Annotated in this window: 19 protein-coding genes and 1 pseudogene; 5 read left to right on the top strand and 15 right to left on the bottom strand. The window is 39.4% G+C overall.

The features are described 5' to 3' along the window. Positions 1-60 precede the first annotated feature (60 nt). The gene (slmA, locus tag P20652_RS05070) at positions 61-648 is read left to right on the top strand and encodes a nucleoid occlusion factor SlmA (RefSeq protein WP_008170698.1); all 588 of its coding nucleotides are present in this window, start codon (positions 61-63) and stop codon (positions 646-648) included. A gap of 173 nt (positions 649-821) precedes the next feature. Beyond that, a pseudogene (locus tag P20652_RS18675) lies at positions 822-3589 on the top strand (prolyl oligopeptidase family serine peptidase). Positions 3590-3725: 136 nt separating this feature from the next. Here P20652_RS18675 and P20652_RS05075 read toward each other — a convergent pair. The 5 genes from P20652_RS05075 to rplU form a co-directional block, all read right to left on the bottom strand. Next, entirely contained in the window at positions 3726-4103 is a 378-nt protein-coding gene (locus P20652_RS05075; protein ID WP_008170693.1) for a DUF3718 domain-containing protein, read from the bottom strand. Between the two features lie 77 nt (positions 4104-4180). Then, a complete protein-coding gene (folA, locus tag P20652_RS05080; protein ID WP_008170691.1) occupies positions 4181-4672 on the bottom strand; it encodes a type 3 dihydrofolate reductase in 492 nt (163 codons plus the stop codon). 73 nt (positions 4673-4745) lie between these two features. Further along, complete coding sequence (gene cgtA / locus P20652_RS05085; RefSeq protein WP_008170690.1) at positions 4746-5903, bottom strand: Obg family GTPase CgtA; 1158 nt, start codon at positions 5901-5903, stop codon at positions 4746-4748. Between the two features lie 139 nt (positions 5904-6042). Continuing rightward, on the bottom strand, positions 6043-6300 hold the full coding sequence (gene rpmA, locus P20652_RS05090) for a 50S ribosomal protein L27 (RefSeq protein WP_002957747.1): 258 nt from the start codon (positions 6298-6300) through the stop codon (positions 6043-6045). Between the two features lie 16 nt (positions 6301-6316). Beyond that, positions 6317-6628 carry a 50S ribosomal protein L21 gene (rplU, locus tag P20652_RS05095; protein ID WP_002957748.1) on the bottom strand — a complete coding sequence of 104 codons (312 nt, stop codon included), beginning with the start codon at positions 6626-6628 and terminating at the stop codon, positions 6317-6319. A gap of 422 nt (positions 6629-7050) precedes the next feature. Between rplU and ispB the strand changes: the two genes are divergently transcribed. After that, positions 7051-8022, top strand: coding sequence for an octaprenyl diphosphate synthase (gene ispB, locus P20652_RS05100; protein ID WP_008170686.1), 972 nt, complete (start codon positions 7051-7053; stop codon positions 8020-8022). 86 nt (positions 8023-8108) lie between these two features. On the opposite strand, the gene mdh is transcribed toward ispB, so the two are convergent. Further along, positions 8109-9041: a malate dehydrogenase gene (gene mdh / locus P20652_RS05105; protein ID WP_007586102.1), complete on the bottom strand. Its 933-nt coding sequence runs from the start codon at positions 9039-9041 to the stop codon at positions 8109-8111. Positions 9042-9266: 225 nt separating this feature from the next. On the opposite strand from mdh, the gene argR reads away from it, so the two are divergent. Further along, the gene (argR, locus tag P20652_RS05110; RefSeq protein ID WP_008170684.1) at positions 9267-9734 is read left to right on the top strand and encodes a transcriptional regulator ArgR; all 468 of its coding nucleotides are present in this window, start codon (positions 9267-9269) and stop codon (positions 9732-9734) included. 13 nt (positions 9735-9747) lie between these two features. Here the strand turns inward: argR and P20652_RS05115 are convergent, their stop codons facing one another. The 4 genes from P20652_RS05115 to P20652_RS05130 are packed head-to-tail and all read right to left on the bottom strand — an operon-like array spanning position 9748 to position 14381. Then, a complete protein-coding gene (locus P20652_RS05115) occupies positions 9748-10647 on the bottom strand; it encodes a Dyp-type peroxidase (RefSeq protein WP_008170682.1) in 900 nt (299 codons plus the stop codon). 48 nt (positions 10648-10695) lie between these two features. Next, the gene (locus tag P20652_RS05120; protein ID WP_008170681.1) at positions 10696-11745 is read right to left on the bottom strand and encodes an ABC transporter ATP-binding protein; all 1050 of its coding nucleotides are present in this window, start codon (positions 11743-11745) and stop codon (positions 10696-10698) included. Further along, complete coding sequence (locus P20652_RS05125; protein WP_008170680.1) at positions 11746-13377, bottom strand: iron ABC transporter permease; 1632 nt, start codon at positions 13375-13377, stop codon at positions 11746-11748. It lies immediately after the preceding gene. Further along, on the bottom strand, positions 13377-14381 hold the full coding sequence (locus tag P20652_RS05130; RefSeq protein ID WP_008170679.1) for a Fe(3+) ABC transporter substrate-binding protein: 1005 nt from the start codon (positions 14379-14381) through the stop codon (positions 13377-13379). Before P20652_RS05130 ends, P20652_RS05125 begins: the two co-directional genes overlap by 1 nt. Positions 14382-15328: 947 nt before the next feature. On the opposite strand from P20652_RS05130, the gene P20652_RS18670 reads away from it, so the two are divergent. After that, positions 15329-15826 carry a hypothetical protein gene (locus P20652_RS18670; RefSeq protein ID WP_033017737.1) on the top strand — a complete coding sequence of 166 codons (498 nt, stop codon included), beginning with the start codon at positions 15329-15331 and terminating at the stop codon, positions 15824-15826. Positions 15827-15836: 10 nt separating this feature from the next. On the opposite strand, the gene P20652_RS05135 is transcribed toward P20652_RS18670, so the two are convergent. The 5 genes from P20652_RS05135 to pdhR all read right to left on the bottom strand — a co-directional run bounded on the left by P20652_RS05135 (position 15837) and on the right by pdhR (position 23685). Next, on the bottom strand, positions 15837-16517 hold the full coding sequence (locus tag P20652_RS05135) for a tRNA-uridine aminocarboxypropyltransferase (RefSeq protein WP_008170676.1): 681 nt from the start codon (positions 16515-16517) through the stop codon (positions 15837-15839). Positions 16518-16648: 131 nt separating this feature from the next. Continuing rightward, positions 16649-18073 (bottom strand): dihydrolipoyl dehydrogenase, encoded by a 1425-nt coding sequence (gene lpdA / locus P20652_RS05140; protein WP_008170675.1) that lies wholly within the window; start codon positions 18071-18073, stop codon positions 16649-16651. A 175-nt stretch (positions 18074-18248) separates the two neighbouring features. Beyond that, complete coding sequence (gene aceF, locus P20652_RS05145; protein WP_008170674.1) at positions 18249-20168, bottom strand: pyruvate dehydrogenase complex dihydrolipoyllysine-residue acetyltransferase; 1920 nt, start codon at positions 20166-20168, stop codon at positions 18249-18251. Between the two features lie 10 nt (positions 20169-20178). Continuing rightward, a complete protein-coding gene (aceE, locus tag P20652_RS05150; protein WP_008170673.1) occupies positions 20179-22845 on the bottom strand; it encodes a pyruvate dehydrogenase (acetyl-transferring), homodimeric type in 2667 nt (888 codons plus the stop codon). Positions 22846-22935: 90 nt separating this feature from the next. Further along, positions 22936-23685, bottom strand: coding sequence for a pyruvate dehydrogenase complex transcriptional repressor PdhR (gene pdhR, locus P20652_RS05155; protein ID WP_008170672.1), 750 nt, complete (start codon positions 23683-23685; stop codon positions 22936-22938). Positions 23686-24128 lie beyond the last annotated feature (443 nt).

The following is a 24128-nucleotide window of genomic DNA, read 5'->3' as shown; positions in this document are numbered from 1 at the left end:
AGCTCTCTTAACTGCGCCACTAAGAAATAATTAATAAAAAAACTATAAAAAGGAATGTTCATGCCTGCGACAAAAAAAAGTAATCGCAAAGAGCAAATACTGCAAGCACTCGCACAAATGTTAGAAACAAGCCCTGGGCAGCGTATTACTACAGCTAAATTAGCTGCTGAAGTGGGTGTATCTGAAGCAGCGCTATACCGTCACTTTCCAAGTAAAGCACGCATGTTTGAAGGCTTAATCGAGTTTATTGAAGATACCCTTTTATCGCGCATTAACCTTATTTTAGAAAACGAAAAAGAAAGCCAAGCACGTATATACAATGTTTTATTGCTACTATTAACATTTGCAGAAAAGAACCCTGGTATTACACGTATTTTAACAGGCGATGCTCTGCAAGGTGAACAAGAGCGTTTACGCGAACGTGTACAAAGCTTTTTTGAAAAACTAGAAACGCAGTTTAAACAAATTCTTCGTGAGCGAAAACTACGTGAAGGTAAAAACTTTCAAAGTGATGAACTGACACTTGCAAACCTTCTACTTGCTTACGTTGAAGGCAAGATGAATCAGTTTGTACGTAGCGACTTTAAAACAAAGCCAAGCATACAGTTTGAAAAGCAGTGGCTTGAACTACAAAAAATTTGGCTGTAATAGTTTAATTAGTTAACTAAACTTACGAGTTATTTGCACTTCCAAAACGACCTTATGGTCGTTTTGTTGTATATATACGTTACTTATCGCCCCTGCCTGCTACTTATCTGATCTAGTCGAAATATAAACAAAACTCGTTACAATAAATTAATGTTAAAAAACGAGAACCTATAATGAAAACAAAGCTCACCCTATTAAGCTCCGCGCTTATTGTTAGCTTGGCTAGCACGACTGCCTATGCAAAAGAAGCATTACAATTTAAAGATGTGTTTAGTTTTAAGTCAGCCAAAAATACAACGCTATCTGACGACGGAAAGGTTTTATCGCTCAGTGCAACGCCTTATCGTGGCAATGCAACTGGTCAAGTTTACTCACTAAGTAGCAATACTTTAATTAGCGAAGTTGAGCGCGGCACTAAACCTCATATTAATAAAGCCTCAAACTGGGTCGCTTTTACACAAGTACCTACCTTACTTGAAAAAGAAACAACCAAAAAAAAGATACCCTTAAAAACAACCTGGTACTCGTAAATACACAATCAGGTGCTCAACAAAGCTTTGCTGATGTAAAAGATTATAAATTATCAGATGATGGAACGTGGCTTGCTTATCGACTGAACAAAAAAGACGATGACGCAAAAGTAGAAGATAAAACCGATAGCACTAAAAACGAAGAAGACAACGCTATCACACCCGATAAAAAAGATAAGAGCTATGCGCTTGTTATCGTAAATTTATCTGATAAACGCACCCATACAATAGAAAACGTATTTAGCTATGCTATTAACTCAGCTAACAGTCAACTATTAGTGAGCCAAAGTTACAGCGATGGTAATAACAACCAAATAGCGTTAATTGAGTTAAGTGACTTTAATAGCAGCGTATTAATTGATGAGCCTGGCGTAATCGCAAATAAAATAGCGTGGCACCCAACTGACAATATTGCAGCGTTTACATTAGGTAACTATGTAAATGATGACACGCGCCGTCGAAACTACAGTTTACAGCTATATAAAAACAATCAACTTTCAACTATAAATTCGCCGGATAAAACCTGGGTTTTAGGTAAAACAGCCTCACTTGAATGGTCAGAAAATGGCGAGCGCTTATATTTTGAAAACCATCCAAAGCTTGCTGCTAAAGTAAAAGCTAAAGAATATACTGACGAAGCATCATTGTACGATTTTGACACCATACGCGAACATAAAGGTTTAGATGTATGGCATAACAACGATGCGCAAATAAAACCGCGTGAAGAACAACAATGGAACGAAGTTAATAAAAACCGCCATTACAGCGCGGTATATCACGTTAACTCGAAAAAAGTTACGCAACTTAGTACACCAAACATGCCTGAGGTTGCACTAAACCCTCAGCGAGATGTCTCTTTACTTGGCTCATCTAACATCCCCTACCTAGAAAAAATAATGTACGGCGGTTTTTTTGCTGATTACTTTGCAGTAAATATAAATACCGGTAAACAAACTCCAATTATAAGTAACTACCCGTTTAGACCGAGCCTTGCCCCTAATGGTGAGTTTGCTGCTTATTTTAGCGACAGCCAAATACAACTAAAAGATTTAAAAAACAATAAAGTAACACCGCTTACAAAAGCGATTCAGGCAACCTTTGCTGATGATAAACACGACTATCCGTCTACTCAACCTGGCTATGGTTTTGCAGGTTGGACGACCGATAGCAGCCAAGTGCTTGCTTATAGTAAATACGATATTTGGGCGTTTAATGTAAAAACGCAGCAAGCTAAACGCTTAACTAATGGTAAGCAAAGTAATACGCAATACCGTGTTATTAAACTTGATAAAACCCAAGTAGGTTTTAAAAAAGATGACACATTACTCGTCTCTGCTATTAACTTACAAACTAAACAAAGCGAAGTTGCAAAGCTCGACTTAACCACTAACACAGTGACTAAAGTACTTAGCGGTAATAAGCGCTTTGATGTAGTTAAAAAAGCAAAAAAAGCTGATAAGTACGTGTTTACCTCGCAAACTTACAGCCAGTTCCCTGATTACCACCAAACAGACTTTAGCTTTAATACAGTAAAACAAGTGACGATGCTAAACCCACAAATCAATAATTTTGCATGGGGTGAACAGCCAGAACTAATAAGTTATAAAGGCTTTGATGACGAAGACTTACAAGGCGTATTAATAAAACCAGCGGGATATAAAAAAGGCGATAAAGTACCTGTGGTAGTGTATTTTTATCGTTATATGAGTCAGCGCATGTTTGATTTTCCTAAAATGGAATTAAATCATCGTCCTAACTTTCCAATGTTTACCTCAAACGGATATGCCGTATTTTTACCTGATATTCGCTTTGAAATAGGTCATCCGGGTAAATCGTCAACGCAAACTATGATTAACGCCACTCAAAAGCTAATTGATTTAGGCATCGCTGATAAAAATAAAATTGGTTTGCAAGGTCACTCTTGGGCGGGCTATCAAAGTGCGTTTATGATAACCCAAACAGATATGTTCAAAGCAGTTGTATCGGGAGCACCTGTATCTAACATGACCAGTGCGTATAGTGGCATTCGATTAAAATCAGGACTTGCTCGTCAATTTCAGTACGAAATGGGGCAAAGCCGCATTGGTAAAAACTTATTTGAAGCCCCTGAGCTTTATATAGAAAACTCACCAGTATTTTTTGCAGATAAAGTTAATACGCCTATTTTAATCATGTCTGGCGATAAAGATGATGCAGTTCCTTGGCATGAAAGCGTGCAGTACTACTTAGCCCTTCGCCGTGCAGGAAAAGACGCTACATTTTTACAATACGAAGGCGAACCACATCACTTGAAAAAGTTTCCTAATCAGGTCGATTTTTCAATACGTATGATGCAGTACTTTGACCATTATCTAAAAGGTAAACCAGCATCGAATTGGATGCTAAAAGGTGAAGCGTTTGTACAAGAGTAAATAACTTTTTAAGCATATAGCCGTTACTGTGTTGTATAAAATAAGTTATATCTGCTTTGTGTTTTTATATTCAGCAATAATTTATTTTGGGCACAAAAAAAACCGCGTATTTACGCGGTTTTTTAAAATTAAAAAATTAAAGGCCTGCGCGGTCTTTAATCACAGCGATAAGTGGTGAACCAGCATAATTGCTTTCAGCCCAGGCAATATCAGCACCATCAGTTAAAGAACTTTTTGATAAGTTTTTCACTATATATTCACCTGTATCAGCAGCATTGCTAGCAACAGCGTGGCGTAATAAGTTATTACCGTTACATTGTACCGCATCATAAATATTACGGATTTTTACGCGAGAGCTTTTAAGCTTGCTGCGTAAACGGTTTTTATCATCTGCTGAAATATATTCGCAAATAGACACCGCTAATTGATCTTCAGCATTTGCAGGGGTTGTATACGAAAACGAGCTTACAGCTACAACAGCAGTAAGTGCAACTAGCTTTGATAATTTTAACATGAAAAATCCTTCTGGTACTTTATTACTATATAGGCTGCGTAATAGTATACCAACCTGCCAAAATTTACGCAATAATGTTAATGTTCTTTATACAAAGTTACGAATTTATAACTAGATTTGTTCTTTTCGTCCGGGAGGTTTTCTTGCTCTTCTTTTATATTCCAATTTGCGATTTTATTGTAATCGGGAAACTGTGTATCGCCATTAACATCTAAATCAATAAAAGTTAAATACAAGCGTTCTGCTTTTGGTAAAAATTGCTCATAAATATTACCGCCACCAATAATCATTACTTCTTCAGCAGCACAAACCAGCTCTAATGCAGCCTCTGGTGTAGTTACCACTTCAATACCCTGTGCAGTATATTCGCTGTTTCGAGTAATAATAATATTACGACGCCCTGGTAAAGGACGGCCTATTGACTCAAAAGTTTTACGACCCATGATCACAGGTTTACCCGTAGTTACTTTTTTAAAATGCTGAAGATCCGCAGGTAAATGCCATGGCATTTTATTATCTAGGCCAATTACACGGTTATTTGCCATTGCTGCAATCATTGAAATTATCATAATAAACACCTAGTACTTTATTCTTAAACAAAGAAAAAGGAGCATAAGCTCCTTTTTAATAAATTCTATTTAATTAACGCTCGTAGACAACTTCTACGTCGTAATCATCTTCATCCCAGTCATCCCAATCATCATCATTGCCCTTACCTTTAATGGCTTTTTCATGATAGGTGTCCCACTTAAATTCAACTTCTTCGTCTTCAACCTGCACAAATTTTTCTTTAGGCATACTATCAAGTAGTGTCATTATGTTGTGGATTAAAGGTTGAGTATTAAGCTTATTAATTGCTGAAATATGATAAATATTTTCAGTTTCGCCCAGCTCTTCTGCAATCGCTTCGCATAGCGCTTTTGCTTCATCTTCTGGTAATAAATCTATTTTATTAAACACTAACCAGCGTGGCTTTTCAGCTAATTTAGGGCTGTATTGGTGTAGCTCGTTAATAATAGAAAATGCATTATCAACAGGGTTTGAACCATCTACCGGCATTACATCAATAATGTGTAATAACACACGACAACGCTCTAAATGTTTCAAAAAGCGAATACCTAGGCCTGCGCCATCAGATGCACCTTCAATTAGCCCCGGAATATCGGCTATAACAAATGATTTATTTGCTTCAGGACGTACTACACCTAAATTAGGAATAAGCGTCGTAAATGGGTAATCAGCTACTTTTGGTCTTGCTGCAGATACACTGCGGATAAACGTAGATTTACCGGCATTTGGCAATCCAAGTAAGCCAACATCAGCTAATAATAGTAACTCTAATTTTAAGTTACGTACTTCACCGGGTGTGCCCAATGTTTTTTGACGAGGTGCTCGGTTAGTACTTGATTTAAAACGTGCATTCCCCAAGCCGTGGAAACCACCTTTTGCAACCAAAATTCGTTGACCATCTTGAGTTAAGTCGCCAAGTCCCTCTTGGGTATCAACATCCATGATGCGCGTGCCTACAGGCACCATAACAAATAAGTCATCGGCTTTTCGGCCTGTACAGTTACGGCTGCGACCGTTAGTACCACGTTCAGCTCTATGGAAGCGCTCAAACTGATAATCAATTAGGGTATTTAAGTTTTCATCAGCTTGTAGATAAACACTACCACCGTCTCCACCGTCACCGCCGTCTGGTCCACCATCTGGAACATATTTTTCACGACGGAAAGACACGATGCCGCTGCCACCGTCTCCAGCTTCTGCGCGAATTTCTACTTCATCTACAAACTTCATGATTACTCACTTTAGGGATTGGCTTGTTTAATAACTCTATTATATACCCAAGCCAACACAAATGCAGGCTTGGGTATATATTTTGACTGACTACAAAACAAAAACCCCGCAAAGGCGGGGTTTTTAACTACCTTACTGATTACTCAGTTACGATAGTTACGTATTTACGGTTTAAAGGACCTTTTTGTTCAAACTGAACTTTACCATCTGCTTTTGCGAAGATAGTGTGGTCTTTACCGATACCTACGTTAGTACCAGGGTGAAAACGAGTTCCACGCTGACGAACAATGATGCTACCCGCTAGAACTGATTCGCCACCAAAACGCTTAACACCTAGGCGTTTGCTTTCTGAATCGCGACCGTTACGAGTACTACCAGCTGCTTTTTTATGTGCCATTTCTAAGTACCTCTAATTAAGCGCTAATGCTAGTGATTTTAACTTCAGTGAACCATTGACGATGGCCCATTTGCTTACGAGAATGCTTACGGCGTCTAAATTTAACAACCTTAATCTTCTCACCGCGACCATGTGAAACAACCTCAGCTGTTATCTTGCCACCGTTTACGAACGGTACACCGATCTCGATTTTCTCACCATCAGCAACTAAAAGTACTGAATCAAATTCTACTGCCGCACCAGTTTCAACGTCTAATTTTTCAAGACGAATCGTTTGACCTTCAGTCACACGATGCTGTTTACCACCACTTTGGAAAACCGCGTACATAATTAACTCCGTCTGTGCACCCTCAAATCGGCGCAACTAAAATATTCTTCGATAGGGCGCGAAGTTTACGCTAACGCGAAATAACTAGCAAGCCTATTTTGTAATTAAAATGAATAAAAAGTAGCTGCTTTGAGAGCAATTCAATATTTACCCCATTTTATATTAATTAGCCCTTTTGCCAAGCGCTTTTTAACTCTTAGTCGAAATAAATTAATGCTCTCAAATATGACCCTCACAGCTCAATATCTAAGCACACCATAAACTGTATATTGATTATCAATTAATCAGTTATCTTGGCTAATTCAGTCTAAATTAAGTACTTTAATAGTGTTTTTTCAATCAATCGTCACAAAATATCGAGCTAGTGCATTTTTTGTTGTACAATCTGCGCCGTTCACACATAAAAATTGGCTCGGAGATCAATGGATATAAAAGCTATCCAGGCGTTAATCGAAAGCGATATGAATGACGTCAATCAACTTATACATGCGCAAATGCGCTCAGATGTGGCGTTAGTTAATCAGCTTGGTTTATATATAGTTAGCAGTGGCGGCAAACGTGTTCGTCCAATGCTGGCGATCTTAGCAGCCAAAGCGCTCGGTTATCAGGGTAAAGATCACATAACACTTGCAACAATTGTTGAGTTTATTCATACAGCAACGCTATTGCATGATGATGTTGTAGATGAATCAAACTTACGACGTGGCACACCTACAGCAAATGCTGAATTTGGTAATGCTGCTAGCGTATTGGTTGGTGACTTTATTTACACTCGTTCATTTCAGCTTATGGTTGGCCTTGGCAAAATGCAGGTAATGCAAATACTTGCCGATGCAACAAACATTATTGCTGAAGGTGAAGTATTGCAGTTAATGAACTGCAACGACCCAGATACGACCGAAGCCAGTTATATGCAGGTTATTTACTCTAAAACAGCTAAGTTGTTTGAAGCGGCTACAGGGCTTGCTGCCATTATCACAGAGCAAGACCAAGCGACACTTGATGCACTAAACCTATACGGTATGCATTTAGGTACTGCGTTTCAGCTAGTAGATGATGTACTTGATTACAATGCAGATGCCGAGCAGTTGGGTAAAAACATTGGTGATGATTTAGCTGAAGGCAAACCAACGCTTCCACTTATCTATGCTATGCAACATGGTAGCGAGCAGCAAACGCAGCTTATTCGTGATGCAATAGAGCACAGTAATGGTATGGATCATTTAGATGAGATTTTATCGGCACTAAAGCAAACTAATGCACTTGAATTTACAATGAAAAAAGCAGAGCTTGAAGCTGACAAAGCTATTGCGTGTTTAGACTTTTTAGCTGAGTCTGACTATAAGCAAGCACTCATAAGCCTTGCTCGTATTGCGGTTGACCGCGACCACTAGTTTTAACTAGTTACACAGTGTGAAATTAATTCTGAGCAATAAAAAAGCCTGCAAATGCAGGCTTTTTTGTTATTCTACTTTGGCTATTACGCCATGAAATCAACACCTTCTTTGATGTCTTTTTTCAGTGTTTCAAGCATGTCATTTTTTGCTTTTGTTTCAAATGCGCTTAGTTCGCCGTAAGAAAGAATTTCTTCTACGCCGTTTTTACCTAAACGTACTGGATGTGCAAAGTACTCTGCATCGCCATTTTCAACAGCAACATACGCGTAATCTACAACTTCTTCACCCTGTAGGCCTTTAACTAAAGACATACAAAAGCGAGCTGCAGCAGCACCCATAGATAGCGTAGCTGAACCACCGCCTGCTTTAGCATTTACAACTTCAGTACCCGCATTTTGGATACGTGGAGTAAGTGCAGCAACTTCTTCATCAGTAAAGCTAACGCCTTCAACTTGAGAAAGTAGAGGAAGAATAGTTGTGCCTGAGTGACCACCAATTACTGGTACTTTAACAGTTGCTACGTCTACGCCTTTAAGTTCAGCAACAAATGCTTCTGAACGAATAACGTCAAGCGTAGTAATACCGAATACGCGTTTAGCGTCGTAAGTACCTGCTTTTTTGAATACTTCAGCAACAATTGGAACTGTGCCATTTACTGGGTTAGTAATAATACCGACTAACGCTTTAGGACAGCTAGCAACAATGCCTTCTGCTAAAGTTTTGATGATGCCAGCATTTACATTAAATAAATCAGCGCGATCCATACCTGGTTTACGTGGCATACCTGCTGGGATAAGAACGATGTCAGAGCCTTCAAGCGCTTTGTTTAATTCGTCTGCGCCAAAACCTGCTACTTTAACATCTGTTGGGATGTGAGAAAGGTCAACCGCAACACCTGGTACTACTGGTGCTACATCATAAAGTGATAATTCAGAGCCAGCTGGTAAGCCTGTTTTTAATAATAAAGACAACGCTTGGCCGATACCGCCTGCAGCACCTAATACAGCAACTTTCATTGGAATTCTCCGTAATTTGAGATAGGAAACATTTGTGGCTCTTAAGATAATGAAATTAGCGACTAAAAACAAATTTATCCGGTCTATTTCAAGTATATTTTCGACCATAGTCGTAAACTTTTGTGATTTAACACATCAAACTGGCAAGTTAACCAAACAACTGCTGCATAATTATTCATTCTTGTGTAGTATTTGTGGCATAAATAACAAAAAAGAATAAAATTTATGCAACCACAAGATAAGCAAGAAGCACTAGTAAAAGCATTTAAATCACTTTTGAAAGAAGAAAACTTTGGCTCTCAAGGCGAAATAGTTGATGCGTTGAAAGATCAAGGCTTTGACAACATAAGCCAAAGTAAAGTGTCACGCATGCTCAGTAAATTTGGCGCGGTACGCACACGTAACGCCAAACAAGAAATGGTTTACTGCTTACCTGCTGAAATGGGTGTACCTACGGCAAAAAGTCCATTACGCCAATTAGTAATCGATATTATGCACAACGAAATGATGATCATTATTCGTACCAGCCCAGGCGCGGCTCAACTTATTGCTCGCTTATTAGATTCATTAGGTAAAGCAGATGGTGTGCTTGGAACAATTGCAGGTGATGATACTATTTTTATCGCCCCAGCTAAAATATCTGAAATAGATGTAACTCTAGAGCGTGTACGGCTTTTATTCGATAATGTTTAAACTAAATAAAACGTTAAAGCTGCTTTAAAAATCCTATAGAGGGTGCAAAAAAAGCGGACCCCATATCGGCTTGAGTAAAATCAAGCCAGTGGTCGTAGCAATCCCCTTCCCCTAAACGGCTATTAAGTACTTTTTCAAATGCCGTTCCCGTACTAGCACATGTAATTGATAGCATTCCCTGCTCATACACGTCACCATAAGGCATACTTTGATTTAATAGTAGCGGTTGTCCGTTTTCGTCTTTTAGCTCACTACGCGAAGCATGGCTGGTTTCAATCGCGGGGGTAATTAGCGTGTTATCAAGGCGCGTACGCCCCATTATTTGCTCTTGTTCACTCAATGATAAATGCTGCCACATAGTTAAATCATGCTTATAACGCTGTACATGAATATAACTCCCCTGATCTTCAAAATTGCCAGGGTTACTAATTAAAGCCGTAGCGCGCTTTTTTCTTCCATGCGCGGTGTCGCCACCATAAATAAAACCGTTAAAATCACGACCATCTAAAAAGCGAAAATTACGAATTTGCTCCACCAGCTCAACATCGGGGGCAAATAATTTTAAAATTTGCAGCGCAAATAAATGGTTAACGTCTTCACGGTCAGAGCGAATTTGCACAAATAAATCGCACGGTTGTACGCTCATTTGATGATCGCTATGGTTTATATTAGGAAAGCTTTGTAATTCGCTTGGAATGTATTCAGGGAGGATATGCGGCCAATATTGCGCACCAATAGCAACCATACAAGATAGCATTGATTCTGAAAATTGATCGCTAAATTCATCTTCAATAGCGCTTACTTGCTTTAATTTTTCGCGAAGTGATTCATCTTGACCATCAAACACATTAAAAAATAAGTGCAAACCGTGTAAGTTTGCTTCAGCACAAATCCCTGATTGCGCTTGCGCCATTGTTATTCCTTAGTTTTATAAATTAAAACACAGCGAATAACAAATTAATTACGATTCGAAAAAATTCACCGTGTGAGGTTTTATTTTTATTATAACCTGCTCATTATTTTCAAATGATTGGCCATATTGTGCAGCAACTTCAATTTCTTGTTTATCAATAACAACCGAATAAACATACGCCGAACCAATAAAGCGACGACTTATGATTGTAGCTCGCTTGCTGAGTTTGTCACTTTGGTTATCTGCCACTAATTCTATTTGATGAGGGCGCACATATATAAGCCCTACGCTTACGTTATGCTTACTCTCAATATAAGATTCGACTAAACCAAATGGTGTTTTGTATTCAGTTGCTGTTAATACTTCTGCGCTCAAGTATATGCCTTGACCCAGAAACTCTGCAACCTCCTTTGAACATGGAGCTGCAAAAAGCTGCTCAGGCGTGCCTTGTTGCTCAATTTTACCCCGATGCATAATGGCAAGTGTGTCTGAAAAGGCAAACGCCTCTTCTTTTGAGTGCGTAACAAACACAGCAGATACTTGGGTTGCCTTAATAATTCGACGTATATCGGCAATTAATTCAAAGCGTACTTGTGTATCGATGTTTGAAAAGGGCTCATCAAGGAGTAATAAACTAGGTTTATAAGCTAATGCGCGAGCAATAGCTACGCGTTGCTGCTGACCACCCGATAACTGATGCGGAAATCTGTCGGCACAACCAATTAAATGTACGAGCTTAAGCATTTCATCTACGCGTTGCTGCTTTTGAGCTTTACTCATTTTACTAAGCCCAAATGCGATATTATTAGCCACTGTTAAATGCGGAAACAACGCATAATCTTGAAACATCATGCCGATGTTGCGATGCTCAGGCGAGACAAACGATTGCTCATCACTCACTAATTTACCGTCTATAAAAATAGACCCCTGCTTAGCTTCAATTAAACCTGCAATCGCTTTTAACGTGGTCGTTTTGCCGCACCCACTCGCTCCGAGTAGACAAACAATTTCATCTTTACCCACCGTTAAATCTAAATCGTGAATAACCTTTGTGCCGTTATAGTGATAGCTCACGCCTTGTAAAATTAAACTACTCATTTAACTACGCTGCTCCATAGAACGATTAATAAAATACAAAGGAATAAACCCAACAATAACAATAAATAATGCCGATATTGAAGCAAGCTCTAATTGCTCGTCACTCACATACTGAAATACATGAGTAGCTAAGCTTTCAAAATTAAACGGTCTGAGCAATAGCGCAGCCGGCAACTCTTTCATACACTCAATAAATACCAACAGGGCAGCAGTAAGCAATCCTCTTCGCAGTAAAGGTAGGTGTACTAAACACAGCGTTTGCCCTTGGCTTTTACCCATTGATTGGCTTGCCATATCAAGTGATGGGCTAATACGTAAAAAACTCGACTCTATTGCTCCGTGTGCAATGGCGTAAAATCTAACAATGTAAGCAATAATGACAGTAAGAATACTGCCTGTAAGCAGCAAGCCAATATCTAAATTATACGGTTCGAGCGCTGTGTTAATGGTGTTCTCTAATAGTGTAAGTGGTAACAAAACCGCAATAGCGAGTACAGTGCCAGGCAAAGCATATCCTGTGCTTGCTAAACGCCCAGGGATAAGCGGATAGGCTTGTTTTGCCACACGCTGATAAAAAACGACAAAAATACTCAATGTAATGGTTATAACACTTACGACTCCCGCCACTTTTAAACTTTGCCAAGCGTAACTAAAAAACTCAATATTCCATGCTTTATCAAAGTAGGTAATAGCGTAATTTATAAGTACTGCAATAGGAATTACAAATGCGATAAGTAAAATAAAGCTGCAAAATATAGTTGCGAGCCAAGCCGACTTTCCTTTTAATACATAGAGGGATTCACTATTTACGCTTGATTGGCGCTCAAACACCGCTTGGTTTCGGCGACTAAAACGCTCTGCCATTAATGCTAAAAATAACAGTAATAACATCACACCCGATATTTTAGCTGCCGCAGTAAGTGAGTAATAACCAAACCACGTATCGTATACGGCAGTCGTTAATGTACTCACGGCAAAATAACTCACTGTTGCAAAATCAGCCATGGTTTCCATGCTAATGAGCGCCAAAGCGGCTACAATTGCCCCACGAGAGAGCACTAAGCTTACTTTAAAAAAACTTTGCCAAGGAGATAACCCCATTAATTGGCTAGCTTGCACTAATTTGAATGACTGCTCTCGAAGGGCCGTTTTAAAAATTAAAAATAAATACGGGTAAAGCACCAAGGCAATCATAACAATAGCGCCAGGTAGTGTACGTATATCAAAAAACCAATAGTCGCTAGGTGATTGCCAGCCAAACCATTCTCTCAGTGCTATTTGCACCGGGCCCGCATAATCTAATAAATCAGTGTATACATAGGCAATAATATAGGCGGGCATAGCAAGGGGCAGCATAAGTGCCCATTCAAACTGTTTTTTCCCCGGGAAGCTACAGTAAGCAGTCAACCACCCAAGTGGCAATGCAATAACGCAGCTAAGGACACATACACCTAAAACCAACAATACGGTATTAGTTATGTAATCCCACAGCACGGTGTTCCAAAGGTGAGAAAACACCTCCGAGTTACCTTGTAGAGATTCAAAAAGAAGAAAAAACAACGGAGTCGATAGTATTAAACCTATCGACCACGCAAATAACTGCCATTTAGACAGCTTAAATTTATAAGTCATTAAAGATCGAACTTCACCTCATCAATTAGCTTGAGTGCTAACGGACGATATTTACTGATCTCATCCAGTGGCAAACTGTCTTCCTTAAAGCTACCCCAAGACGCAACCAAACTAGATAATTGCACACCTGGCTTAACTGGATATTCCATATTAAGTGAGGCATACATGTTTTGTGCTTTATTGTCGGTCATATACTCTATGAGTTTCAAGGCATTTTCTGGGTTTTTAGCGAATTTGGTAATAACCGCACCCGATACATTTATATGCGAGCCACGATTAGTTTGATTCGGAAAGTTAATATTTACCGCCTCAGCCCAACCTTTTTGTTCTTTATCTTCTAACATTTTACCAAGGTAGTAACTATTACCTAATGCTAAATTACATAACCCTTCTTTAACCGCTTTAACTTGAGCACGATCATTACCTTGGGGTTTGCGTGCTAAATTAGCCTTAACCCCTTCAAGCCATGTTTTAGTCTCTGCCTCACCGTGATGGGCAATCATTGATGCAACAAGCCCTAAGTTATACGGATGCTTACCAGAGCGCGTGCAAATTTGCCCTTTGTATTTAGGGTCAGCTAAATCTTCATAAGTGAGTTCAGGTAACGCACCAACTCGCTCTTTTGATGAATACACATTACGTACTCGCTTAGTAAGCGCAACCCATTGGCCATCTCCGTCACGAAAAGCGGCTGGAACATTATTATTTACACTGTCACTTTTTATAGTTTGTGTTAATTCTAAGTCTTCTAATTGAATAAGCGCACTAAAGTTAGAGGTTAATACTAAATCAGCTTTGCTGTGCTTCCCTTCGCGCTTAACGCGCTCAATTAACCCTTTCTTAGCAAATACAACATTAGTTTTTATACCAGTTTGCTCTGTAAAATCGTCTAAAATTGGCTGTATTAAAAACGGCTGACGAAAAGAGTAAATATTAACTACGTCGTTTGCAAGGGCGGGCACCGATACGACTAATCCTAAAGTGATAGCGATTGTATTCTTCATTATTTGCACCTGAATAATAATTATTATCAAATAATTCTACCGCGAACAACTAAAAAGTGCACACCTTTAATGGCTGTGAGTAGGTAAAAGCGTCCAAAATAGAAATACCATGTAAGACATATCTCACGGGCGTGGCAGCTAATGAGTAAAAAGCAATACAAAAATCAAGCAAAAAAGCATTAAGTAATTGAATTTATTTAATTAAAAACATTTAGCTGTTGCGAAGATAATAATTAAATATAGTCTTTAACCTATTTTAACCACCCTATTCACTTATAATTAACCCATGAACTAAGCAACAATGCTTATTGAGTAAAAAGAAATAGATTACTTACTCGAATAATCAGTAATTAGGTTACCAGGACAACACGGATTTTAGGACAGGCTCAGGATGAGTATCACAATGGAATGTTGTTAAAAAGGACAGCGTCAGGAAGATGCGAAAAGGATAACAACACAGCTAAGTTGTTTAACAGGATGTTTAAGGAATAAATGGACAGGCCTTTGAGGCAACACAATGGATTAGTTAAAATAGGGATGCACTAGGAAGTGCAATTAAGGATTTGGTAATAGTATTTACGCCTACAGGATGTTTAGGGATTTAAGGATACAAGCCCGGATTGGCTTACATTACATAGAACTAAAAAGTAATATAGTAATAAACATGGATTGGTAAACATTGGAGTTGATTAAGTTCAATTGCAGGATGCAGAAAATTAGAAGATTCCGCAAGCGCGCCTAGAGATAGAGCGCGCTTTTCTTTGTGTAAAATTTGAGCTTTAGTAAAAGCTATGACTAATTTTACAAGAACGAACCATCACTCACACCTAATCAACACCAACATTTTCAAAATTTCATTAATATTTTAAATTTCATTAAACTTTTTATCAATTGCGCCGATAATTACTACTTCAGGATGATAAATACTCGATGGATATAAATTTAAAATGCCGCAAAGAAAGACCTTTTCATGTAAAAAATCAAACCAGAAAACAGTCAACCCGGTTGGCATTTTTACACTCTCAATTCCTAAAGAAAACCCATATAACGCTCTATTTAACCCCAAAGGTTACAACTTCTTTAATATGCCAATGAGTGAGTTTAAAAACATACTTAGCGTAATCATTAAATTAGAGAGCGATATTCGTATTAGTAAAGGAGGTGAAGGCGCTCGACCTGACGAGTTTAGCTATCAGCTTAATAGAGTGTATAACGCCATAGGCAACTCTTACTTTAATGGCAAACTTAATATTAGCTGTTACTTTTTAAAGCGAGTTGAAGAAGCGAAAGAAATGATTGGTGAAGACTGTATCTCATTTATACATACTCATAACACCATAAGCGAACTGTATAATACTGTTTTACAATTAACATCTGAAGAAGGCTTCAGGGCAATACAAAATAAAGCACTGACTCACTTAAAAGAGCAGCAAGCTTTCGCTTAACTGCGTAAAACTAATCTTCTAGCGGTCGGCCTTTATTGCGCTTACCAAGCAAATACGCATCACGAAACTTAATAAAATGCTGTTCTAATTTAGAAGACGCATCCATTTCGCCCGCAAGTGCTAGTACCATAATAGCCACTTCTGCAGTACCTAATTGATGCGCATGAGGGGCAACACGTAATCGGTAATCAGATAGTTTATCAGCAGTAACAGAAAGTACAGGCAAGTTATCTAAATAAGGACTTTTGCGAATCATTTTTTTAGCTTCACGCCAAGTACCATCCAAAAAGATAAACAAAGGTTTTTTACCTTCTTCAATACTCACTTCTGTAATTGCTCTGCCCTCTTCTACATCTTCAGCCGGAAACACTACCAATGGCTGATATTGTGAATCGCTTATCAAAGCTAAAAGAGCGGGGTTTGGATCTGTTCTATCCCATCTAAACGCATAGTTATCTGGCACTATTTCAGCAATTAAACGCCCTGTATTAGAAGGTTTAAAGCTCTCGTTGTGATACATTAATAAGCATACAGCTGCTTTACAATCTGCATGCTCAACACCTTTGCAAATACAGTAATGTTTAGCAATCAGGCATTGTTCACAGCGATCTAATTTACCGCCTCGAGCATTAAACTCCCGACGAGATTCACTTATTTGCTGAGCACGTAATGCCAAAACTGAGTTTTTCACTGTATTTACCTTCAATTAATTAAGCGCGCATTGTAACGGCTTATCGCAATTTAATCTTATTTTTAATAAAAAGCGGGTATAAAAAAACCCAACCGAAGTTGGGTTTTTCAAACAAATGCTAAAAAGTTAAATTACTTCTTTTTAACTGCTTTTTTGTTTGGTAAGTCAGTAATCGAACCTTCAAAAATTTCAGCTGCAAGGCCAATTGATTCGTTCAATGTTGGGTGAGCATGAATTGTAAGCGCTAAGTCTTCACCATCAGCACCCATTTCAATACCTAAACCGATTTCGCCAAGCATTTCGCCCGCGTTAATACCGATCATAGCACCACCGATTATACGGCCACTTTCTTTATCAAAAATAAGTTTAGTAGAACCTTCTGTACGAGATGATGCAATAGCACGGCCAGATGCTGCCCACGGGAATACCGCAGTTTCAATTTTCAAGCCTTGCTCTTTTGCTTCTTTCTCAGTAACACCTACCCAAGCAATTTCTGGGTCAGTGTATGCTATTGAAGGAATACATTTAGGGTCGAAGAAATGTTTCTGACCAGAAATAACTTCTGCAGCAACATGCCCTTCATGAACAGCTTTGTGCGCAAGCATAGGCTGACCAATCAAGTCACCAATTGCAAAAATATGGCTTACGTTAGTACGTAATTGCTTATCAACATTAATAAAGCCACGCTCATCAACGTTTACGCCCGCCTTATCTGCATCAAGTAAGTTACCGTTTGGAGTACGACCTACAGCAACAAGTACTTTGTCGTAACGTACAGGTTCTGCTGGTGCGTTTTTACCTTCAAACGTTACATATAAGCCATCTTTTTTAGCTTCAACGCCAACAACCTTAGTTGAAAGCATTACGTTAAATTTGTTACTTACGTATTTTTGGTAAATTTTGATAATATCTTTATCAGCTGCTGGAATTAATTGGTCAGCAAATTCTACAACATCAATTGCAGAGCCTAGCGCACGGTAAACCGTACCCATTTCAAGACCGATAATACCACCACCAAGTACAAGCAGTTTTTCTGGTACGTCTTTTAGTTCTAATGCACCAGTTGAATCAATTACACGGTCATCTTGTGGGATGAAAGGTAAGTTAACAGGTTTAGAACCTGCTGCAATAATCGCGTTATCAAACGTGATAGTTGTAGCGTCTTTCTCGCCTTCAACTACTAAAGTATTGCTGCCAGTAAATTTACCGTATCCATATACAACTTTTACTTTACGCATTTTAGCCATTCCGTCTAGTCCACCAGTTAACTGGCCAACTACAGAATCTTTCCAAGTACGAACTTGGTCAAGATCGATCTTTGGTGCGCCAAAAGTAACACCATGAGATGACATTTCTGCTGCGTCATCAATCACTTTAGCTACGTGTAAAAGTGCTTTAGAAGGAATACAACCAACATTAAGACATACGCCGCCTAATGTTCCACGAGATTCTACTAATGTAACTTCTAAGCCCAAGTCAGCAGCGCGAAATGCCGCAGAGTAACCACCAGGACCACCGCCTAGTACAACAACTTGAGTTTTTAATTCGTTGCTCATGCTATTACCTTAATTGTTTGAACGGGACACTGCCCTAAAGTTTAACTGCCATGTTTCTGCAAGGCAGAAAGTGAGAGCAGATCACAAATTTGTGCAAAGATTGTATCATTGCAAATGGTAAAAATCCCAGCTAAAAACAACTGGCTGGGATTTGATTCTATTCATTGTCCAGCGATTACATCACCAATTGGCGAATATCACTCATGTAACTTGCAAGAGTCACAGTAAAGCGTGCAGCTAAGGCTCCGTCAATAACCCTATGGTCGTATGACATAGACAGCGGAACCATTAGTTTTGGTTCAAACTCTTTGCCATTCCATTTAGGTTTCATTTCAGATTTAGACACACCTAAAATAGCCACTTCTGGTGCATTAACAATCGGCGTAAATGCCGTACCGCCAATACCGCCAAGGCTAGAAATAGTAAAACAACCACCTTGCATATCAGACGATGTAAGCTTCCCGTCACGTGCTTTAACAGATACTTCCATTAATTCGCGTGATAGTTCAATAATGCCTTTTTTATCAACATCTTTAAACACCGGTACAACTAAACCGTTTGGCGTATCAACTGCAACACCAATGTTAATGTACTTTTTAAGGATTAAGCTTTCGCCGTCGTTAGACAGTGAAGAGTTAAACGTTGGGAAGTCTGCAAGTGCTTTAGCCGCTGCTTTCATCACAAACACAAGTGGTGTAATTTTAACACCCAGCTTTTTCTTCTCGCTAAGCACATTTTGCTCTTTACGGAATACTTCAAGGCTTGTGATATCAGCTTCGTCAAACTGTGTAACATGTGGTATTTGCACCCAGTTACGATGTAAGTTTTTGCCTGATAGCTTTTGAATGCGAGACAGTTTTTTCTCTTCAATTTCGCCAAACTTAGCAAAGTCCACTTTAGGCCATGGAATTAGACCAAGCTCACTACCACCTGCGCTATTACCTGCAGATAATTGACCCGACTCAACTTGCTTAACTAGGTTTTTAACATAGTTTTGCACGTCTTCTTTAACTATACGGGCTTTACGACCAGTGCCTTTAACGTTAGCTAGGTTAATACCAAACTCACGCGCTAAACGGCGAACAACAGGTGATGCATGAGCATACGCGCTGTTTTCTGTGAAGCTTTCATTACTTGCTTTTGCTGGTGCCGCTTGAGCCGGTGCCGACTCAGTTTTAGCCGCAGCTGCAGGTGCTGATTTTTCAGCTGGTGCAAGTGCTGCTACTGGCGCGCTGCCTGCAACTTCAAATACAAAAATTAATGAGCCTGTCGATACTTTATCGCCAGCGGCTACTTTAATTTCTTTAACTGTACCTGCAAATGGAGCTGGTACTTCCATTGCCGCTTTGTCGCCTTCAACGTTTAAGATTGATTGATCTTCTTCAACCGTATCGCCAACTGCAACCATAATCTCAGTTACTTCAACTTCATCACTACCAATATCAGGTACATTCACTTCTTTAGTACTTGGTGCTGCGTTTGCTGTTGAGCTAGCTGCTGGCGCTTCTACAGGAGCCGACTCTTTAGCCGGTGCTACAGATTCACTTCCTGCTACTTCAAAAACAAACACTAATGAGCCTGTTTTGACTTTATCGCCTGCGGCTACTTTAATTTCTTTAACTATACCTGCAAATGGAGCAGGTACTTCCATTGCTGCTTTGTCGCCTTCAACGTTTAAGATAGATTGCTCTTCTGAAACAGTGTCGCCAACAGCAACCATAATTTCAGTTACTTCAACTTCATCATCGCCAATATCTGGTACGGTTACTTCTTTAGTTGAAGAACCTGTAGAAGCAGCAGGTGCTGCCTCTTCAGATTTAGCTGGAGCAGCGGCTGATGTATTTTCCTCATCAGTGCCTTCACTCTCGCCTTCAAACAAAAACACTAAAGAGCCAGTTGTAACAGTGTCGCCAACGTTTACTTTAATCTCTTTCACTGTACCCGCTTGCGAAGCAGGTATTTCCATTGATGCTTTGTCGCCTTCAACATTTAATAATGATTGGTCAACATCTACTTTGTCGCCAACGCTTACTAATATTTCGGTTACTTCTACTTCGTCGTCACCAATATCAGGTACTTTAATTTCAATACTCATTGCAAACCTCTTATGCGTACAGTGGGTTAAGTTTGTTAGTGTCGATGTTGAACTTTTTAAGTGCTTCAACAACTACTGACTTCTCAACTTCACCGCGTTTAGCAAGTTCAGATAACGTAGCAACAACAACGTAGCCCGCGTTAACCTCAAAGTGGCGACGTAGGTTTTCACGGCTATCAGAACGACCGTAACCATCTGTACCTAGCACTTTGTAATTGCTGCTTGGAATAAATGAACGCGCTTGTTCTGCGTAGTTTTTCATGTAATCCGTTGCTGCAACAGTCACAGAGTCGTTTAATACGCTTGTGATAAATGCTGTTTTTTGTTCGCTTTCAGGATTAAGCATGTTGAAACGTTCAACATCTTGACCTTCACGCGTTAATTCGTTGAAAGACGTTACAGAGAACACGTCAGACGCAATGCCATACTCTTCGCTTAGAATCGAAGCAGCTTTGCGTACTTCAGTCATAATAGTACCTGAGCTTAATAGCTGTACGTTGGCTTTTTTACCTTCGTAACTTTCAAGCTTGTAAATACCTTTACGAATACCTTCTTCAGCGCCTTCTGGCATAGCTGGCTGATGGTAGTTTTCGTTCATAAGCGTTAGGTAGTAGTAAATATTTTCTTGGTCATCACCGTACATACGACGAATACCGTCTTGTACAATAACAGCAACTTCAAACGCGTAAGTTGGGTCATAAGAAATACAGTTAGGAACTGTATTAGCAAGAATATGACTGTGACCATCTTCGTGTTGTAAGCCTTCACCATTTAGTGTTGTACGACCCGCAGTAGCGCCTAATAAGAAACCACGTGCTTGTTGATCGCCCGCCATCCATGCCATGTCGCCAACGCGTTGGAAACCAAACATAGAATAGTAAATGTAGAATGGGATCATTGGTAAATCGTTAGTGCTGTATGACGTTGCAGCAGCAACCCATGACGACATTGCACCTAACTCATTAATACCTTCTTGCAATACTTGACCAGACGTTGCTTCTTTATAGTAAGAAACAATGTCGCGATCTTGTGGCGTGTAGTTTTGGCCATGCGGATTATAAATACCGATTTGACGGAATAAACCTTCCATACCAAATGTACGCGCTTCGTCTGCAATAATTGGGACGATATTTTTACCAATACCTTTATCTTTTAATAAGATATTAAGTGCACGAACAAATGCCATTGTTGTGGAAATATCACGTTTTTGCTCTTCAAGTAGCGGTTTAAACGCCTCAACTTCTGGCAATGCTAATTTTTCACTAAAACGTGGAATACGCTTAGGTGTATAACCTTTAAGTGCATCACGACGAGCGTGAAGGTATTTATACTCAGGTGAACCTTCTTCAAGCTCCAAGTACGGTAATTCTTTTAATTGCTCTTCAGATACTAAATCGTCAAGACCAAGGCGTGAACGTAAATGTGCAACATGCGACATATCCATTTTTTTAACTTGGTGCGCAATGTTTTTACCTTCAGCTGCTTCACCCATGCCGTAACCTTTTACAGTTTTAGCAAGGATTACAGTTGGACGGCCTTTCGTATCTTCAGCTTTTTTAAACGCAGCAAATAATTTTGATGACTCATGACCACCACGCTTAAGCGCGAAAATTTCGTCATCTGTCATGTCTGCAACAAGGGCCGCTGTTTCTGGGTAACGACCAAAGAAGTTTTCACGTACGTACGCGCCATCTTTCGCTTTATATGTTTGGTAGTCACCATCCACAGTTTCATTCATTAACTGTAATAATTTGCCCGTTGTGTCTTTAGCTAGAAGAATATCCCAACCACTGCCCCACACTAGTTTAATTACGTTCCAGCCAGCGCCTTTAAACAAGCCTTCTAGCTCTTGAATAATTTTACCATTACCCATAACTGGGCCATCTAAACGCTGTAAGTTACAGTTAATTAAGTAACAAAGGTTGTCTAGCTTCTCGCGTGAAGCAAAAGAAATAGCACCGCGTGATTCTGGCTCATCCATTTCACCGTCACCTAAAAACGCGTATACACGTTGGTTTTTAGTGTCTTTTAGGCCACGACCATCTAAGTATTTTAAAAAGCGAGCTTGGTAAATAGACGCAATAGGACCTAAGCCCATTGATACCGTAGGGAACTGCCAAAATTCAGGCATTAATTTAGGGTGTGGGTACGATGGTAAACCTTTGCCATCAACTTCTTGGCGGAAGTTGTCTAGTTGTGTTGCCGATAAACGACCTTCAACAAATGCACGTGCGTAAATACCCGGAGAAATATGACCTTGGTAATAAACTAAGTCACCACCGTCTACGTCATTTGGTGCTTTAAAAAAGTGGTTAAAACACACTTCATAAAATGCAGCTGATGATTGGTAAGACGCCATATGGCCGCCTAAGTCGAGATCTTTTTTCGATGCACGTAGAACGATCATAATCGCGTTCCAACGAATAATTGAACGAATACGACGCTCAAGATTCACATCACCTGGGTAAGCAGGTTCTTGATCTACAGGAATAGTATTAACGTAGTTCGTGGTAATACCCGTTGGCATATCAACGCCGTCTAAACGGGCTTGCTCTAATACTTGCTCAAGTAAAAACTGAGCTCGTTCAACACCTTCTTCGCGCACAACTGATTCAAGAGCTTGTAACCACTCTTGTGTTTCTAGCGCGTCTACGTCAATTTTATTGACTTCAGACATATGGAGGTTTCCTTATGTTTAAAATACGAATGTTTTAATTTAATATCACTGTTACTTAATTTTGTGTGTTCAAAGTAGCAATGTACTAGCTTAATTTTGTTTAGTGCGTCTTAAACTACGTTCAATTCGCGAATGTTCTTTGCCTGCTTCAAGTAATGCTTCTTCTATAAACGCTAAGTGCGCATTACTTGCTAAGCGGGCTTGTTCTGGATTACCGTCAATAACAGCGTCCATTAATAAACGCCTGTGCTCGGCTAACTGACTGCTAATATCTGACTTTTTTAATAAAACAGTTAAATTTTGCAATACATTTTGCTCAAGCAGCGCTTTCATGCCTCTTACTAAATGCAGTAACACCACATTATGCGAAGCTTCTGCCACGCTAAAGTGAAATGCATTAATTGCTTTTGCCTTTTGCTGTAAATCATCATTAACGAGGGCAATTTTATCAAAGCTTTCTTTCACTTTACTAAAATCGTTGCTGGTCCCGCGCAGTGCAGCGTAGTAAGCAGCAATCCCTTCTAATGCATGACGAAATTCAAGTAAATCAAACTGCGATTCCGGGTGTTTACTAATCAAATCAAAAAGTGGATCAGTAAGCCCTTCTTCGAGCTGATTTTTTACAAACGTACCGCCACCTTGGCGACGCGTAACTAAACCTTTCGCTTCTAATTTTTGAATTGCCTCACGTAGTGACGGGCGAGACACTTCAAATTGCTTTGCTAGTTCACGCTCTGGTGGCAACTTTTCACCTGGTGCTAACGAGCCTTCAAGAATCATGTTCTCGAGTTGCTGTAAAATAACATCAGATAACTTTGCTGCTTTGATCTTTAAAGACATGAATCAACGTCCGCGTTGTATAAATACCAAGAGCCCGTAAAATGGAGCTTTGAGTTGCATGACTCACCCAAAAGGTAAATTGGTCATACCAAAAATTTTCAATACGGTATCAAAAACATTATTAGCTGTCAATTTACAAGCAGTTTGAGCAGTTAAAGTATCGTAACGCATTTTGAACGAAGATAAAACTATGCGCAATTTGCGAAAAAATGAGGAAGTAAATTCAGTGAAAACAATTGGTCTGACCAGAAAAGTAGAGCATTAACTCTAGTTGAATTTATTAAAGAAATTAATAACAGGATAAAAGTACCAAAGAAATAGCTACAATTTACACACGATCAGTCAACTAAATATAAAATATAATGCGCGATATAAAATTTCGATCACACAATATCGTAGCAGCGGGTTTACCCCGCGACATTTGGCAACTAATCCCCCAACCG

The organism is Pseudoalteromonas sp. BSi20652, assembly GCF_000239855.1.
Taxonomy (GTDB): domain Bacteria; phylum Pseudomonadota; class Gammaproteobacteria; order Enterobacterales; family Alteromonadaceae; genus Pseudoalteromonas.
This window is presented reverse-complemented; position numbering and strand designations above follow the sequence as displayed.

What these genes read in the sequence shown, in the direction of transcription:
- slmA (WP_008170698.1), top strand. Translation starts at nt 61, where the DNA reads ATGCCTGCGACAAAAAAAAGTAATCGCAAAGAGCAAATACTGCAAGCA.
- P20652_RS05075 (WP_008170693.1), bottom strand. Translation starts at nt 4,103, where the DNA reads ATGTTAAAATTATCAAAGCTAGTTGCACTTACTGCTGTTGTAGCTGTA.
- folA (WP_008170691.1), bottom strand. Translation starts at nt 4,672, where the DNA reads ATGATAATTTCAATGATTGCAGCAATGGCAAATAACCGTGTAATTGGC.
- cgtA (WP_008170690.1), bottom strand. Translation starts at nt 5,903, where the DNA reads ATGAAGTTTGTAGATGAAGTAGAAATTCGCGCAGAAGCTGGAGACGGT.
- rpmA (WP_002957747.1), bottom strand. Translation starts at nt 6,300, where the DNA reads ATGGCACATAAAAAAGCAGCTGGTAGTACTCGTAACGGTCGCGATTCA.
- rplU (WP_002957748.1), bottom strand. Translation starts at nt 6,628, where the DNA reads ATGTACGCGGTTTTCCAAAGTGGTGGTAAACAGCATCGTGTGACTGAA.
- ispB (WP_008170686.1), top strand. Translation starts at nt 7,051, where the DNA reads ATGGATATAAAAGCTATCCAGGCGTTAATCGAAAGCGATATGAATGAC.
- mdh (WP_007586102.1), bottom strand. Translation starts at nt 9,041, where the DNA reads ATGAAAGTTGCTGTATTAGGTGCTGCAGGCGGTATCGGCCAAGCGTTG.
- argR (WP_008170684.1), top strand. Translation starts at nt 9,267, where the DNA reads ATGCAACCACAAGATAAGCAAGAAGCACTAGTAAAAGCATTTAAATCA.
- P20652_RS05115 (WP_008170682.1), bottom strand. Translation starts at nt 10,647, where the DNA reads ATGGCGCAAGCGCAATCAGGGATTTGTGCTGAAGCAAACTTACACGGT.
- P20652_RS05120 (WP_008170681.1), bottom strand. Translation starts at nt 11,745, where the DNA reads ATGAGTAGTTTAATTTTACAAGGCGTGAGCTATCACTATAACGGCACA.
- P20652_RS05125 (WP_008170680.1), bottom strand. Translation starts at nt 13,377, where the DNA reads ATGACTTATAAATTTAAGCTGTCTAAATGGCAGTTATTTGCGTGGTCG.
- P20652_RS05130 (WP_008170679.1), bottom strand. Translation starts at nt 14,381, where the DNA reads ATGAAGAATACAATCGCTATCACTTTAGGATTAGTCGTATCGGTGCCC.
- P20652_RS18670 (WP_033017737.1), top strand. Translation starts at nt 15,329, where the DNA reads ATGCCGCAAAGAAAGACCTTTTCATGTAAAAAATCAAACCAGAAAACA.
- lpdA (WP_008170675.1), bottom strand. Translation starts at nt 18,073, where the DNA reads ATGAGCAACGAATTAAAAACTCAAGTTGTTGTACTAGGCGGTGGTCCT.
- aceF (WP_008170674.1), bottom strand. Translation starts at nt 20,168, where the DNA reads ATGAGTATTGAAATTAAAGTACCTGATATTGGTGACGACGAAGTAGAA.
- aceE (WP_008170673.1), bottom strand. Translation starts at nt 22,845, where the DNA reads ATGTCTGAAGTCAATAAAATTGACGTAGACGCGCTAGAAACACAAGAG.
- pdhR (WP_008170672.1), bottom strand. Translation starts at nt 23,685, where the DNA reads ATGTCTTTAAAGATCAAAGCAGCAAAGTTATCTGATGTTATTTTACAG.